14 protein-coding genes and 1 tRNA gene (1 of these 15 running past the window's edge) are annotated in these 15,951 nt (G+C 44.9%); 10 read left to right on the forward strand and 5 right to left on the reverse strand.

Going from position 1 to position 15,951, the window contains the following annotated elements:
- From ACX5KA_RS01855 to ACX5KA_RS01875, 5 genes are all read left to right on the forward strand, one after another.
- Window positions 1–21, forward strand: a tRNA-Trp gene (locus ACX5KA_RS01855) (it extends 56 nt beyond the left edge of the window).
- 318 nt (window positions 22–339) lie between these two features.
- Window positions 340–1,068, forward strand: a complete 729-nt coding sequence (locus ACX5KA_RS01860) for an alanine acetyltransferase (protein WP_458730295.1) — start codon at window positions 340–342, stop codon at window positions 1,066–1,068.
- An 8-nt stretch (window positions 1,069–1,076) separates the two neighbouring features.
- Window positions 1,077–1,577, forward strand: a complete 501-nt coding sequence (rimI, locus tag ACX5KA_RS01865; protein ID WP_014948712.1) for a ribosomal protein S18-alanine N-acetyltransferase — start codon at window positions 1,077–1,079, stop codon at window positions 1,575–1,577.
- Window positions 1,578–1,705: 128 nt separating this feature from the next.
- On the forward strand, window positions 1,706–2,002 hold the full coding sequence (locus tag ACX5KA_RS01870; RefSeq protein ID WP_014975948.1) for a hypothetical protein: 297 nt from the start codon (window positions 1,706–1,708) through the stop codon (window positions 2,000–2,002).
- A gap of 228 nt (window positions 2,003–2,230) precedes the next feature.
- Window positions 2,231–3,160, forward strand: a complete 930-nt coding sequence (locus ACX5KA_RS01875) for a DMT family transporter (RefSeq protein ID WP_014948714.1) — start codon at window positions 2,231–2,233, stop codon at window positions 3,158–3,160.
- A gap of 7 nt (window positions 3,161–3,167) precedes the next feature.
- On the opposite strand, the gene ACX5KA_RS01880 is transcribed toward ACX5KA_RS01875, so the two are convergent.
- Window positions 3,168–4,064 carry a LysR family transcriptional regulator gene (locus ACX5KA_RS01880; RefSeq protein ID WP_458730296.1) on the reverse strand — a complete coding sequence of 299 codons (897 nt, stop codon included), beginning with the start codon at window positions 4,062–4,064 and terminating at the stop codon, window positions 3,168–3,170.
- A gap of 192 nt (window positions 4,065–4,256) precedes the next feature.
- Between ACX5KA_RS01880 and ACX5KA_RS01885 the strand changes: the two genes are divergently transcribed.
- From ACX5KA_RS01885 to dkgB, 3 genes are read left to right on the forward strand one after another with little or no spacing between them, the layout of a single operon-like run.
- Window positions 4,257–5,456 carry an MFS transporter gene (locus ACX5KA_RS01885; RefSeq protein WP_458730297.1) on the forward strand — a complete coding sequence of 400 codons (1,200 nt, stop codon included), beginning with the start codon at window positions 4,257–4,259 and terminating at the stop codon, window positions 5,454–5,456.
- 10 nt (window positions 5,457–5,466) lie between these two features.
- Complete coding sequence (locus tag ACX5KA_RS01890) at window positions 5,467–6,375, forward strand: TIGR03571 family LLM class oxidoreductase (protein ID WP_039222931.1); 909 nt, start codon at window positions 5,467–5,469, stop codon at window positions 6,373–6,375.
- A 21-nt stretch (window positions 6,376–6,396) separates the two neighbouring features.
- Window positions 6,397–7,233, forward strand: coding sequence for a 2,5-didehydrogluconate reductase DkgB (dkgB, locus tag ACX5KA_RS01895; protein ID WP_110287720.1), 837 nt, complete (start codon window positions 6,397–6,399; stop codon window positions 7,231–7,233).
- A 49-nt stretch (window positions 7,234–7,282) separates the two neighbouring features.
- On the opposite strand, the gene ACX5KA_RS01900 is transcribed toward dkgB, so the two are convergent.
- The 4 genes from ACX5KA_RS01900 to ACX5KA_RS01915 all read right to left on the reverse strand — a co-directional run bounded on the left by ACX5KA_RS01900 (window position 7,283) and on the right by ACX5KA_RS01915 (window position 12,978).
- Complete coding sequence (locus ACX5KA_RS01900; RefSeq protein WP_039222929.1) at window positions 7,283–8,314, reverse strand: DUF2955 domain-containing protein; 1,032 nt, start codon at window positions 8,312–8,314, stop codon at window positions 7,283–7,285.
- A gap of 9 nt (window positions 8,315–8,323) precedes the next feature.
- On the reverse strand, window positions 8,324–9,397 hold the full coding sequence (locus ACX5KA_RS01905) for an HlyD family secretion protein (protein WP_014948721.1): 1,074 nt from the start codon (window positions 9,395–9,397) through the stop codon (window positions 8,324–8,326).
- Window positions 9,394–9,849 (reverse strand): MarR family winged helix-turn-helix transcriptional regulator, encoded by a 456-nt coding sequence (locus tag ACX5KA_RS01910; protein ID WP_014948722.1) that lies wholly within the window; start codon window positions 9,847–9,849, stop codon window positions 9,394–9,396. Before ACX5KA_RS01910 ends, ACX5KA_RS01905 begins: the two co-directional genes overlap by 4 nt.
- A gap of 276 nt (window positions 9,850–10,125) precedes the next feature.
- The gene (locus tag ACX5KA_RS01915) at window positions 10,126–12,978 is read right to left on the reverse strand and encodes a TonB-dependent receptor plug domain-containing protein (protein WP_458730298.1); all 2,853 of its coding nucleotides are present in this window, start codon (window positions 12,976–12,978) and stop codon (window positions 10,126–10,128) included.
- A 1,413-nt stretch (window positions 12,979–14,391) separates the two neighbouring features.
- Here ACX5KA_RS01915 and ACX5KA_RS01920 point away from each other — a divergent pair.
- Window positions 14,392–14,712, forward strand: a complete 321-nt coding sequence (locus ACX5KA_RS01920) for a helix-turn-helix domain-containing protein (RefSeq protein ID WP_022609784.1) — start codon at window positions 14,392–14,394, stop codon at window positions 14,710–14,712.
- A complete protein-coding gene (locus tag ACX5KA_RS01925) occupies window positions 14,705–15,919 on the forward strand; it encodes a type II toxin-antitoxin system HipA family toxin (protein WP_024024508.1) in 1,215 nt (404 codons plus the stop codon). Before ACX5KA_RS01920 ends, ACX5KA_RS01925 begins: the two co-directional genes overlap by 8 nt.
- Window positions 15,920–15,951: the final 32 nt, after the last annotated feature.

Genomic DNA, 15,951 nt, shown 5'->3' on the forward strand with positions numbered 1-15,951 from the left:
CGAGTCCCTCCACCCCTGCCACTTTCTCTTCTTATGAACGTTTACGTTCAAATCCTAAATCGTTTCTTTGTTAAATTCTTCTTCAATTATTCTTAAATTTTATTGGTTTCTGTTGCTAGTGCTTAATTTGCTGCAGCTGCTTTATTTCCTCTTATACCAAGGGTCAGGCATTATAAATTCGCGAATAACCCTTATGAATTAACGCTTATGAATTAGCGCTTGAGCATTAAACAGCAGGTGCAACCCGAGCAAAAGAACGCGATAGTTATTCAACCAAGCCTGCAACTTTAGTAAACTAAACAAATACAATGAACTATTCACGTTAGGTGTTTTTACGCAATGTCTCTTACTTCATATCAGCAGGCGGTTTTACAGGAAATGGGGATCCCTGTTTGGATCACCAAAGACGCCTACACTGAGCTAAAGCAGGAAGACCAAGCGAAACAAAACAACGCCAATGCAGCACAACGCAACGTCGGCAGTACAAATAGTTCATCGACACAGTTACCCTACAGCCAAAACGCTCAAACCAATAAGCCGCCTTCAACGCCAATATCTCAAGAAGAAAAGCAATCACGGCTTGCTCAGTTGCGGGCAAATGTTGGCAGTAGCGCGAAAGATAAGGCTAAGCCTAAAGACGGCGGGGCAGCAAAACTTTCCACACCTGGCGCATCGCACAATGACGGGAAAGTAGGGCAAACCGAAACAGGTGCTTCACAGTCACACAACATTTCGCCGTCTTTCGACAATGCGGTTACCTCGCAAGAGTCTTTAACAAAGTCTATTGACGCAAAAGAGCCGGTATCGCCTGAAGGTATCCCGTTAAGTGCCGAACAGAAAGCAAAATCACAGCAATGGCTGAAGGACTTACAGCTAGCCTGTGTTCAGTTGGGTATACCGTCACAGTGGGCTAGCACCATAATGATTGGCCGTACGCTATCGGTAACCGAAACGGCCATTATATTGCCAGCCACACCGCTTAAACTCACAGCTGTGCAAAAACGGGAGCTGTGGGCGCAGCTTATCAGCGCAGCACGCGAATTAAACCATTCAGCTAACGGCCAGTAGTCGCGTCGATGAAGTTAACAATCGTACCGCCACAAGGCTTTAACGAGCACATTGAACTTGCGCATGCTATCCATCAAGAGGCACAAGTGTCGCCTTGGAAACTAAGTACCTTCGCAGACTGTTTCACGAAACCCTATTACGGGGTGTTTGCCTTTGAAAATGACAAGATTGTTGGCTATGCCATCATGCTTGAGGTCGTTGATGAAGCTACGCTGATGGATATTGCGGTAGACAGTGGCGCAAGAGGCAAGGGTGTAGGTCGCGCTTTAGTTGATTTTGTCATTGAGACATCGGTAAAAAATGCAATGCGTGAAATGTGGCTAGAAGTGCGTGAAAGTAACCATACTGCTATTGCGCTTTATGAGAGCTCGGGGTTTGAGCATATAGAAACCCGCAAAAATTATTACACCGTAAAAAATAATGATGACGGGCATGACAAGAGTAATGGAAACAGCGCACAAAAAGAAAACGCTAAAATCATGAAGTGGACAAATCCCACCTTAGCCTAGTTTTTGTATTCCTAGGCATATACGTTTCGCGTATATCAAAGCATTATCTGAACTCAGCATACGCTTCCAGACCATAGCCGTGCGTGTTTAAATTAGAACACGTCCCCATCAATCAAGGTATAAATAGCATGGCTAAAGTGCTCAACAAGGCTTTAATCTCATCAAAACGATTTGCTATAAATGTGGTTACCTACAAAGAGGGTCATAGCGTGTTAGAACATAATGACCCTATGGGCAGCGGGCGTTACTTTAAATTTAATGTAGTACTAAAAAAGCCGAAGCGCGGCGGTCAATTTTGGGCAGAGAAAGTCATCTTTAATCTCTTTAACCGCATTTACTTTTTTCGGCCAGATAAGTACATGCACAGCGTAAGCAAAATAGAAAAAGGGGAGCGGAAGCTGCTGTCTGTTGCACTGTACCTATAAGTCATAGTGTTTATTAGTGATTAACCACCCGTATAGCAAAGTTTCCACAAGGTTTTAAAAAGTTGACCATTTGGTCGATAAGTTGGCGTCTTTGCACGGTCAGGAAGGTTTTAATCCCTTGCTAATTCACTTATATTTGCGCCCTCAAAATTCTCCGCCTACATTCAGCTTACCAGGCGGTAGAAACTTCTCTTAACGCAGTTCGTGTAATTGGATTTTTTAAAACGCATGTCTTCATCATCGGTGGCGGAAAAAGAGCAATCAAAAGGCATTAAAATGCTTTTGGTTGCGGTGTTGTGTTTAGGACTTAACTGGCCAGGCATGAAATTAGGGCTTGAGATTGTAGGGCCTGTATGGATGGTGTGCTTGCGCTTCTTGTTAAGCCTTCCCGTACTCGCGCTGTTTGTACTTATCACCAAAAAACGTTTACCGGTGCTCAATCGTAAAGATCGCTCGGTGGTGTTTGTCGTTGCCTTTTTCCAGTTTATCCTATCAATGGGGCTTATTACTGTCTCACTGCAGTTTATTCCTGCCGGCACGGCCAGTATTCTTATTTACACTACACCGCTTTGGATGCTGCTTATCGACACTCTATGGTATCGGCAACGTCCGCCTTCTAAGCGATTAATTCTAACCGGTATATCTACCATTGGCTGTGCAATGATTTTATTTGCTTCGGGACAACCGGGCGCATGGCTACCGCTCTTTGGTATGTTGCTGGCATCTGCGTTGTGGGCGGTCGCTATTCGAAGAGTGTCTTTTCATAAGTGGAAGGGAAGCGTCATTGAAGCTGTCTTCTGGCAGTTTACCATCGCAGGTTTCGCCATGCTTGCTATTGCACTGATAGTTGAACCAACACCTAATTTTGGGGCTTACGATATAAGCGATTGGTTACTATTGGCGTACATTGGGCCAGTGGCAACGGGTCTCGGTTTTGGCCTCATGGTAGCGGCGGGGCCTAAATTACCCCCAGATAAAATTGTTCTTATTAGTACACTCACGCCGATAGTGGGTTATGTAAGCTCTGTGATATTGCTTAAAGAAACGCTGCTGCCTATGGTTATGGCCGGTGCAATATTGATGATAGCTGCGCTAATAGTAAATGGCCTTCCTCAAAGCACACTTAAAAAGATATTAGGTAAAGGCCACGCGAAATAAAGGTAAGTTAAAGAGTTAGTCGAGGCTGTATAAAATCTAAAAACGCAGAGATACGAGACGAAACTGCACTATTTTTATAGTATACCGCTTGTACCGACTCTCTGCGGTTTGGACTGACGATATCGTCGCGAAATAGCGCTACCAGCGAGCCTGCACTGATATCTTTGTGTACCACAAAGTGAGAAAGTAACGCGATACCTTGACCTGCCAAGCACAGCTGGCGAATAGTTTCGCCGCTTGACGCACGAAGACTGTACTGCAAGTTAATATCTTGCTTGAGCGGCCATTTATTTAGACTTGGTGAGTCGCTAAAGCCAATCAGTTTGTGTTTGTTTAGCGTGCTAATTCCATCCTCACCTTCAGATATGGGATATTTTTCAAGATACTGTGGGCTTGCCACAATATGCAGCTTACTTTTTCCTAAACGTCTAGCGTGCAAGTTAGAGTCGCTTAAATCACCAATACGTATTGCGATATCGGTTTTATGTTCCAACAGGTCGATAATGCTGTCGTGACTGGTGATATCGAGTGTTATGTCAGGAAATGCTTCTCGAAATTCACCCACTAACGGCGCTAGCTGGTGGAACACAAAGGGGCTTGCAGCATCGACCCGAAGTTTTCCAGAAGGGGCACGCTTTAATAGCCGTAATGCCTCTTCACCTTTTTCTAATATGTTTAGCCCGTCTCTGGCATATTGCAGGAAAAGCTCACCTTCTTCTGTTAGTTCCAACCGTCTGGTAGTGCGATTCAATAGGGTTACATCTAAGCCATCTTCAAGACGGGTAACCGCTCTACTCACTTTTGCAACCTGCTGATTGAGTAGATTGGCAGCACTGGAAAAACTACCTGTATCCACAACGGTTAGGAACGCTTCTAAATCTTCAGTTTTTGATGAGACTGGCATCGCACACCTTATATTTTCAAATATCGCAAAAGTATTTTGTCATTGGTGCTGTTTTTTGCAAATAAATTTATCGTCAAACTGTACGCACTTTATTAATGGCTTTCAAAAAACGGTGTAGTTGTTCGTTCTAGAAGCCAATGGTGGCGTTGTTAATCAAGCCATCTCGTTAATTACTTTTTGAGGATAATTGAAATGCCTATTGCATTATTTGCGTTAACGTTAAGTGCGTTTGCTATTGGCACAACAGAGTTCGTGATAGTGGGGCTTGTCCCCACCATTGCTACTGATCTTGGCGTTACGTTACCGAGCGCAGGCTTACTGGTAAGCTTGTACGCCGTTGGTGTTGCCGTTGGCGCACCGGCTCTTACCGCCCTTACGGGTAAGTGGAATAGAAAGCATGTTCTGCTTAGCTTAATGGCGCTATTTGTGGCTGGTAATATTCTTGCTTGGCAAGCGCCTAGCTACGAGAGCTTAATTTTAGCTCGCATTTTGACAGGCTTAGCGCACGGTGTGTTCTTTTCCATAGGGTCAACTATTGCTACAGGGCTAGTGGCGAAAGAAAAAGAAGCCAGTGCTATTGCCATTATGTTTACGGGCTTAACCGTAGCCTTGGTTACTGGCGTACCTTTGGGTACCTGGATTGGTCAAAACTTCGGTTGGAGAGCAACCTTCCTTGTGGTTTCCGCGCTTGGCACACTTGCGCTAATAGGCAGTGCGTTGCTGGTACCGAACAATCTTAAGCAAAGTAAACCGGCCACCTTGAGTGAACAAATGAAAGTGTTGGTTCAGCCTCGTCTGGTATTAGTGTATCTAATGACGATATTGGGCTATGGCGGCACATTTACGGCATTCACCTATCTCGCTCCTATATTGCAGGAAGAGGCGGGGTTTGCGCCCTCAGCTATCAGCTTAATTATGCTGGTTTACGGTGTATCTGTCGCGGTAGGCAATATTTATGGCGGCAAGCTTGCTGACAAAAAAGGCCCAATCCGCGCGTTAACTATCATCTTTTCAGCCCTTGCGGTCATCTTGTTTGCCCTGACGTTTACCATGGGCAGTAAAGTTGCCGCAGTGATCACCGTTTTAGTGTGGGGCGCCTTTGCCTTTGGCAATGTTCCAGGACTTCAGGTGTACGTTGTTCAATTAGCAGAGAAGTTTACCCCTAATGCTGTTGATGTCGCTTCAGGTTTAAATATCGCGGCATTTAACATTGGCATAGCAGTGGGTTCAATTCTGGGCGGTGCAATTGTAGACGGCATGCAGTTATCTGATACCGCATGGATTGGCGCAATTATTTCTGTTGCAGCGTTACTTGTTACACGTTACAGCGGCTACTTAGACAAGCGCGCACTCAGTACTGCGAATACGGCGAATAACACAACGAGCGCGTAGGGAGGTCATAATGACGACAAATACCTTTGATAAGCTAGCACAACACACGTTCTCAGTAGGTGTAGAGCTTCCGCTAGATAACGACTGGGCGCATTTCGACGCCACAAGAGGTACGCCATTCGGCGTACCTGATATGACCGAGCATCACAGCCGTATTCAACTAGCCGACAAACTAGGGTTTAAAGCAGCGTGGGTACGAGATGTGCCAGTTTATGACCCTAGCTTTGGTGATGCGGCTCAGGTTTTCGAAACCTTCACTTACTTGGGCTATTTAGCAGGTATCACAGACAATATTCTATTAGGCACAGCCGCCGTTGTTTTACCTCTTAGGCAGCCATGGCTTGTCAAAAAGGCGGCAGCAACGGTGCAGCAGCTAAGTAACGACCGCCTTATACTCGGCGTAGCCAGTGGGGATAGACCGGTTGAGTATCCGTTGTTCGATGTCGATTTTGACAGTCGCGGCGAGCACTTCAGGCAGTCACTGGAAATTGTAAAGCACGGTGAGAATTCCCTTAAGCCTGGCATGTCGCTGTTACCGCGCTCAACCACGCCGCCTTTGTACGTTGCAGGGCTCGCTCAGCAAAGCCCTCAGTGGGTTGGAGAAAATATGGACGGTTGGCTGGCGTATCCAGGTACACCGAACGAGCATGTAAAGCGCGTAGAACTATGGCGAAATGTCGCGGGCAACAAGCCGTACGTTAGCTTTATTCATCTTAATTTGGTTGAAGACGATGAAGCGCCCATAAAACGCCACCGGTTCGGGGTTGAAACTGGTGTAAATGGGCTTATCAAAGAACTCAATGCAATGAAAGAAGCGGGGGTTGATCATATTGGCCTGCACTTCAGACGTAATACGCAACCAGTAGAAGTCGCGATGCAGCGCATTGCTGACAATGTATTACCTCACTTTCATAAATAACGGAACCAACAAGGAGGCATCATGCCGAATGTAAATCAGTCACAATCTAAAATTCCTTCGCTAGGTGTAGGCACGTTTCGCTTAAAAGACGATGAAGCCTATAACAGCGTGACAATGGCACTTGAAGTGGGTTTCCGTCACATTGATACGGCGCAAATTTACGGCAATGAAGAAGCGGTAGGTCGCGCTATTAAAGACGCTATTGCAAACAATCTTGTTGCACGTGAAGACCTTTATGTCACCACCAAGGTGTGGAATGACAAGCTGAATAAAGCAAGCTTTGTGGATAGCGTAAAAGAGAGTTTGGAAAAGCTTCAACTGTCGTACGTTGACCTGCTACTTATTCATTGGCCGTCACCGGAAAACGGCGAAAGCATGGAAGAGTACCTAGGTGAATTGCTGCGCGTTAAGGAACTGGGACTCACAAAAGAAGTTGGTATTTCTAACTTTACCGTGGCACAAATTGAAGAAGCGGTGAGTATCTTGGGCGAGGGCGTTATTTCCACGAATCAGGTAGAGGTACACCCTTATCTTACTAATGAAAAAGTGCGTGCAGCGTGTGAGAAACACGGTATCACCGTAACAGGATATATGCCGTTTGCTGTTGGTAAAGTGCTAAAAGACGAGACCATCATCGCAATTGCAGATAAGCATGGTGTGAGCACTGCTGAGGTAGTGGTAGCCTGGGAGCTGGCCCATGGTTTAGTCACTATTCCATCGTCGACTAAACGCAAGAATCTGGAAACCAATTTCAAAGCGCTTGAACTTACCTTGAGCGCTGACGATATCGCAAAGATTGACGCGCTAGATTGTGGCGACCGTCAAGCTAACCCAGATTTTTCGCCTGCGTGGGACTAATTTAATGTTGCCAAGCGCCAACTGGCGCTGGCTTCATTTTTACCCACAATCAAGTAAATGTGTGGTGTCGTGTAGGCTCGAATTTGTTAAGTAGACTGTGTACTACATAAATAACGCACAGGCTAAGTGCTAGAGCTACGACTACCGATGAAAAGCGATACAGCGCACTATAAATAATATCCTGTTGTGGAGAGAGTGACTGGCCGTACAAAATGCCAAATGTGGTAAGTACGCCAAAGCCAGTGCCAGCACCACCACCGCTAAGCACATGCTGGCGGCTGATGAAAAATACCAATATCCATAAGCTGAAACTTGCGAAAAACAACGTGTCACTGTAGTTGAGCAAAATGAGCTGGGCGAGCAGGGCAAGATTACATCCAATTAGCGTGCCCAGCGCTCGCTGCCAGCCACTCAATGTGGCTCCTTTCCAACACAGTGGAAAAAGAATCAATACACTTGCTGCTTGTGCTGATATCGAATCTACTAAGTCGAAGGTTTGAAATACAGCAAACGATAGCGTGGCGACAGTGGTGCATAATATGACTTCGTGGCGAATACTTGCTTTATCTTTTGCCGCTTTGGGCAAAGGCGTGCGCGGCTCCTCATCGGGAAAAACAATATGCAAAGCGAATGCAATTATCAATGCCAACAGAATTGCACCGATGTTTGAAATCACTAATGCGTAGATATCTATTCCATCGCTGCTGTAGCTGGCAAAATGTAGCTGCAGCGAAAGTCCTACAAGGGAAAACGCACCGAATAAATACAGCGTACCTTTACTCATTTGCCAAAACAGAAAAGCGAAAGTGATGGCGATTAGCGGCGTGATCAGCAATGGGTGGCTTCCGAACAAGCCGTATACCACTAAAACAGCCGCCGCCGGAAAGATAGTTGCGGCAAGAAATTGTCGAATAATGTGACCATTTAAAACGGCTACCAGTCCAAGCAACAAAATAGGGTACAAGGTAAAAAATATCGGATTAGGCCAATCCAGCGCTTTCGATATAGCAAAGCCCAACGTGGCGCCGGAGGCGATCCTAAGCATCTGCTGGACATCATTTTTACTTAGCTGTGAATCCATAATTTAAGTCTAATAAATGAAGTGCAGCAGGCTTATAAAGTGAATTTGAATGTTCGCTGCCACACTTTCAATAGGGTTGTCTGGAACTATCTGCACGGTAGCGCGAGCGCCACTGGTGAGGTGGCTTAACGATATTTCTTGTTCTTCAAGCTTAATGTGGACTCGTTGGCGCTGTGCATCTCGTACCCATCGATTCGACTTTTCAACGCTTGCAAGGGTGCCGTTGGCGGCAAGTTGGCCGTCGCTTACACCAGCTTCAAATTCTTCCACTTTAGCTTCAAATACTTTACCCGGTAGTGCATCAAAAACGACGTTAGCGCGAATGCCTTCTTTTACATTGGCGAGTGATTTCTCTCGAAAATCTGCAACCACATCTAGCGTGTTATCGACAACTGAGGCAAGGGGCGTACTTTGTTTAGCATAAGTGCCTTGAGTTACCTGCATGTTTGCCATTATGCCGTCATGCGGTGCTTTAATTTTGGTATAGGCTAAGTTCAACTCTGCCCGTTTAACCGCATTTACCGCTTCTAGATATTTTAGGTTTTTGTCACCTTGCTCACCTCTTGCAACAACTTGCTCGTTTAGATCGGCTTCAAGCGCACTAATTTCAGCTTCAGCGCTTTTAAGTTGCGCGTACGCTTTGTCCACGTTTTGTTGAGATACCGCTTTAGTTTGAACTAAGGAATTGAGTCGTTGAAATTCACTGTTGCGTTCGTCGTAAACCGCCGATGCAGCCTCTATTTTGGCTCTAATCGCTTCCGCTTTCGCATCTATCTGAGCATTCTCTAACTCCACATTTGCCAAATCAATTTGCGCCTTTTCAAGCGCAATTAGGTAAGGTGTCTCATCTATAACAAATAAAACCTGCCCTTCCTTGACGGTTTGGTTATTTTTGACAAGCACCTCGTTTATCGGCCCATTTATCTGTGGAGAGATTTGCGTGACCTGATGATAGACTCTCGCCTGTGGTGTCATTGGCATGCGTATATCTGCAATAATAAAGTAGATAAAACAGATGGCAAAAGCGACTAAAGCCAGCTTTATATACCTAGCAAATTCCTGATCTGGTGTTCGTTGACTCACTTAAGTGACTCCAATAATTTTGCGGCATTAACTTCAATTTTTTGAACACATTTAGCCATAATGCGTAACTCTTCTTCAGATACTCCTGCGTACACTTCATCTCGCAGCGCCATCAATGTACTTTCGATATCATTCATTCGACCTTTGCCCATATCTGTGAAGTAAAGTAAGCGACTTCGTTTGTCGTTAGTATCGGTAACGCGTTTGATTAACCCGGTAGTTTCGAGCTGTTTAATTGTGCGAGTTAAGCTAGGCATTTCTATTTCCAAGCTTTCAGCCACCATCTGTTGCGTACAGCCCTCACCAAGTAATGACATGTGAATCATTACGCGCCATCTAGACTCTGTAAGGTCGAGATGAGCGACCGATTCAGTGACAGTTCTTCTGCACTTTTGCGCAGTGCGGGCAAAAAGCGCAATAAGTTGAAGTGGCATAGGTTCTGAAAATGACATGTAAAAACCGTTGATTTACTTAGCATGCTAACTATTTTATTTGTTTAGCATGCTAAGTAAATGGCATTGAGATGAGAAAGAGATTTTGCAAGTTGAGCGCTTACAGTGAGAAGAGTGTCAGATACAAATATAGGTTAGTGTATGGCTAAATATTCAGACTTCGGATAAGTGGGCATTGAGCGCTAAGTGAATGAGTTATTTACAAAACGAGGCCAAAAAAAAGCCGTTTATCAAAAATAAACGGCTTTTTGCTTAGGTCCAAAGGGAGATTTGGATTTAGAATTTACCTCGGAATGAAGCAAACCAGTTTGTACTAGTGTCGTAAACAGTTGGATACGTGTTACCGTTACCAAGAGCTGGACCTGCACCAGAGTATATTGGAGGTTGCTCGCCAAGAAGGTTAAGAACACCCATAGTTAGTTCTATGTTATCGCTAACGTAGTAAGTACCAGAAAGGTCTAGGTAGCTGATAGCTCTAAAGCCAGTTTCTAGAGTATCACCCTCATCATCGTTCTGTGCTGAGCCGAAGTATCTCCAAGTAGCAGTAAGATCAATATCTAGGTTGGTATTCCAGGTTGCCATAAATCTATGACGATACTCTGGGCTAGGGGCGTCACATGCGTTACCGAAGAATCCAGCACATTCAACAGGATCTCCACCTGGAAATGGTACAGTACTGTTTTCGTCCAGCATCGTTGATGCATAGTCGAAACGTACGTCACCCATCTCTGTTTTTAGGCTGTAGTTTATTTGTAAATCAACACCAGAGGTTGCAAGTGATGCAATATTAAGGTTCGTTTGTTGGAAGCCAACACCAAACGTACCAGCAGCTAGTGAGCCCGCTGAAGAACGTGTAATAAGGCTACAGAATGTCGGGTCACCACTATCTAGACAGTTGTCGAAGATAGTTTGTGCTGGGATACCTGAAGCAATGGCGTCGTCTACTTCGATATCGAAGTAATCCACGCTAATTGAAAGGCCTTCTATACTTGCTGGAGTAAATACAACACCAAAGGTTACGGTATCTGCAGTTACTGGATCTAGGTTCGGGTTACCACCTGTTAGAGACTGTGTTTGACCCGAGATTACGTCAAGGATGTTGCCGTATTGATCTGCTGTTACACCAGTGCGAGCACAAGTTTCAAGTGAAGCAATTGGGTTGGCACCCGCACACGGGTCATACAACTGCTCGCCGCTAGCATCGGTACCCGCTGGGCTTAGGTTAGGTAGCCCTGTATTTTGACCAGTGTATAGATCAATTACGTTTGGAGCACGAACCGCACGCTGATATTGCGCACGAAGTTTCACGTCTTCAACTGGCGTCCATGATAACTGGTAGCCGTAGGCATTAGTGTCAAAACTGTTAGACGTGCCGTTACCCGCTGTGTCGTAGTCAGAGAAGCGATACTGCGCGCTAAACACTAACTCTTCAGCGAACTCTGCGCCAGAAATAAGGGGTATTTGAACCTCGGTAAAGAATTCACGAACTTCAATCTTACCTTCTACTGCAAGCGTTGCACCGCCTACACCAGTGAAGCCACCACCTTGAATTTGGCTAATTTCATCTGGTGATGACGCTAGTTCGTCTTTGCGATATTCAACACCGAATAAAATGCCGATACCGTCATCTGCTGTAGGAAGCTTGATGCCGTAGTCGCCTAAGTTTGCTTGGATATCCGCGCCGAATACTTTTTGCGAAGTTTCACCGTTTACAATACCAATACCTTGAATGAAGTCTAACTGAGCTTGCGTCACAGAGCTTTCACCACCAGGACGTTGGAAGATGTTGTAAGGTACACAGCCACCAGATTGGTCAATACATACAACGTTACCATCTTCGTCAGTGGTTGCTAATAGCGCTTGCTGTAGGTTAGCGACGACGAAGTCGTTAGTTGCTGAGCTTTGATCTCGGGTTTCTGAAATTTGACCAAATACGTTCCACGCCCAAGTGTCATCAATGAAACCGTTCAGGCCACCAACTACTCTCCATGCGCTATTCTCTAGACGAGAGTTACGCGATCCACCTTCAACGTTACGGTGAGATGCAGTGATGCCGCTAACGATTACATCGTTGGCAATATCATCAGCCGAGCAACCAAAAATATCAGTGAACGCTAAACCGCTGTTTCCTTGTATCAGTGGGTTTCCACAGTTGATGTCGTATGCGCCAATACCAAACGAGGCACTTGGAGCAATCTGAGCGTCACTGGTGTTGTTAATATAACCGAAGTCAAGATATGCTTCCAAATTCTCGCTTATCTCATAGTCGCCTTTAGCGTACAGGTGATAACGCTCAGAAGGGCGCTGGAAGAAGTTAGTAGCACCAAAGTTATAGGTTTGACTTGGGCCACCAGCGTAAGAAATGAGATTTCCGTTTTCCTCTTGGAATGCAAAACCGCCAGGACCACCAAACAGACGGAAGTTAGCTGAACCTACACAACCAAACCCTTCGAAGCTTGATGAGCCATTGCTCTGTCCTAATGTACATGCTGAGAAAACTCTATCAGATTGAATGATTTCTTGGCGGTCTTCATATGAAGCATAAACAGTGACATTGCCTTTACCATCAGCAGATGATGATCCAAACATAGCGTAAATTAGGGTTTCATCGCCGTCCATGGTTGAACCTGGAACAGGCTGATTGGCTGCGTTTAGCACGCCTTCATACAGACCATTATCGTTGTCAGCATAGTTTGTGCTGAACTGACCACCAAACTCGACACCTTCAAAGTCGTCGCGAAGAATAAAGTTTGCAACACCACCAACCGCGTCAGAACCGTATACCGCTGATGCACCACCAGTAAGGATGTCAACGCGCTCCAACATTTGCGTAGGGACTAGGTCAACGTTGGCTGCGCTGGTACTCGAAGAGCCATATGGAAGACGTTTGCCGTCAATAAGTACTAGTGTTCTATTCGCACCTAAACCACGAAGGTTAAGTGTTGCAGTACCCGTTGAACCATTTGAAACTTCTGATGCTTGACCTGCGAAAACCTGCGGAAGCACGTTAACGAAATCTTCTACACGTAAGTTACCGCGAGCCGCTGCTTCGGCACCTGACACACTTAAAACAGGTGTGGCCGCTGCAACATTGGGATTTGAAAGTAGACGCGAACCTGTAACTTCGATTTTCTCAACGGTTTCTTTTTCTGATTCGTCTTCTTGGGCTTAGATATTGGCAGAAAATGCCATGGATGCAGCAGCGCCAAACGCGCAGGCCAGTCGTACCGACTTGGCCAGTTTGTGGTTTGAAAACATTCTAGTCTCCCTTGACTTTGATTTTTTTATTTAATTATTTTTAGTGTGTTTTTTGAACACATAATATTCTTCGCATAAATTTTGAATATTTTCAATAGAATGTAGCCCCAAAGTTTAAGAAACTGTTTTTTTGAAAGTTTTGTTGATATTGAAGGTAGCATTAGAAGTGATGTGGCGGAGTTTTCCACTGCGAAAAACAGAGCGCTTAACGAAATTCTCCATTTCAACACGAGCAAAGTACGTACTGTAATTTCGCTCTACTGTTACGTGCAGTAAAATGCTAAAATCCGCGCAATTAATTACCAAGCCGTATCAAGCGTTTTACCGCAATACTGAATTTGCGCGGAAAAGCATTGCTTATCCGTTACAAAACGCGCCTGTAAGTAATTGGTTTACAGGGATAATAGATAACGAAGATAAGTATTGATGTCAGATAAGAAGCTTCTAGAAGAGATTAAAAAGCGACGTACGTTCGCGATCATATCGCACCCTGATGCCGCCCAGCCTTTCAACGCTTAAAATCACCTTTCATTGCACACCACAATCACATCTCAACGTACTGAATTTAAAGGATTTTTGTCTTTTTCTCGTTTCTTTGCTTTTCAATGATGTTCAAGCGTAACCTCGGAAAGTGTGTACAAACTTGAGTACAAATTCCGTTTTAGAGGCCTTTGGCGAAAATTCCATGACACAAACCTGGCTGTAGGCCTTGTGGTTACTGGGTTTGGCGTAAAAAGTACTACCGTTAAAAAGAGTCACTTTTTTTGGTAAATGTTTTCATCTGTACCAAATTACAAAATTTAATGAGGGAGTTTATTGTTGGTGTGATTTTTGCTTCAGTGTTTGTTTTTGAAGATGCTTGAAGCGAACCAATACGGTTATTTCTAATTGAGATATCAGACTTACCTTCAAATTTAGTTGCTGTTTACACCATCATTTTGCACTTGTTTTTCGACTTGTGTGTACAAAATTTCCTGTAACTGTGTACAAACTTCCTCTTTGTTGCACTTATCTTCTGGCGATTTGACGCGAGTTCTTCTGTAGCCCTTGCTGTATAATGGCTGAGCGACAAAAGTACTTAGGGAGTTTGATGCGTCAGTTCGCGATTATCAGCGAGAGTATCGCTCTTTTGTCGATGACAAAAATCTCCTTCTGCTTATATGTAATTATGTATCAGATAATGGCTTTTGATATGTAATGGCTAATCGAATTTGTGTTATTTGAGTTACTGTGATATGTTTTTGTATATAATTATTCTTAAGTGATGCATTAAGGCGTATCGAAATGAGCTATGTAACAGAGCAGATACTAGAAAGTCTTCGAGAAGCTCGGGTACGAAAGGGGTTTAGCCAGAGAGAGTTAAGTGCTCGTTCGGGTGTGCCTCAAAGCCATATTTCGAAAATCGAGTCTGGCAGTGTTGATTTAAGAATATCCAGTTTGATTGCACTTGCCCGTGTACTAGACCTAGAGCTATTGGTTGCGCCTAAAAAGTCTGTACCTGCCATCAAGTCGATCATTCGAAGTGGCCAAGGTATTAACGGCATTAGCGATGAGGGTGAGTCAATGTCGCCCGCGTATCAGTTAGAGGAAGACGACGATGACTAACCATGTCTCTACGCTCAACGTGTTGCTGTACGGTGAACCCATTGCCACAATCACCAACGTGGGCAATGACAGAACGCTTTTTGCCTTTATGGATTCGTACATTCATGACGAATCGCGTCCTGTGTTAGGACTTGGCTTTAAAGATTCGCTAGGTGGCCTGCTGACTAGCTTCAAACCGACCCAAACTAAGTTAACCCCGTTTTTCTCCAACCTTTTACCAGAAGAAACCATGCGAAATTACCTGGCAGAGCGTGCCGGTGTGAACCCAGCGCGGGAATTTTTTCTATTGTGGGTGCTAGGGCAGGATTTAGCTGGCGCGATCACGGTTGAACCGGCGGATGGTGAAGCGCTGCCGCCTAATGTGCATCAAGGCATTGACGATGAAACGAAAATTGAAGCGCCGATGCGCTTCTCATTGGCGGGTGTGCAGTTGAAGTTTTCAGCCGTACAACAGGCTAACGGCGGCTTGACCATTCCAGCAACTGGTCAAGGTGGCTCTTGGATTGTGAAGTTGCCGTCATCTCGATTTGACGCTGTGCCAGAAAATGAATATTCGATGATGGAACTGGCTCGATTGCTGGGGATGGATGTGCCAGAGACTCAGCTACTTCCCATTAACCAGATTGCTAATATTCCAGCAGGCATTGGCAAATATGGTGACAGTGCGTTTGTGATCAAGCGTTTTGACCGTGCAGATGGTCAAGATGTGCACATTGAGGACTTTGCGCAAGTGTTTGGCGTTTATCCTCAAGATAAGTACAAAAAAGCCAGTATGCGCAATATTGCTCAGGTTATCGGCATTGAAGGTAAAGACGAAGACATTGCAGAATTTACTCGCCGATTGGTGTTCAACACGCTAATTGGCAATGCCGATATGCATTTGAAGAATTGGTCTGTGATTTACAAAGATAAGCGCACTGCGTCTATTGCACCTGCTTATGACTTTGTTTCAACCATTCCTTATATCCCCGATGATAGTGCATCGCTGAAGGTGAGCCGTAGCAAGAAATTCAGCGATTTCACGCTGGATGAGCTATCACACTTAGCGGCTAAAGCCATGTTGCCAGAAAAATTGGTGTTAGATACTGCAAAGCAAACTGTAGCAGGCTTCCATGAGGTATGGGCGAAAGAAAAAGCGCATTTACCCCTCACTAAGTCAGTGATTGAAGCCATCGAAATGCACTTACGAAGTATACCGCTACGCTGAATTCCTAGGGTCTGTTGATCTTTGCTGTACAT

The organism is Alteromonas alvinellae (assembly GCF_902705805.1).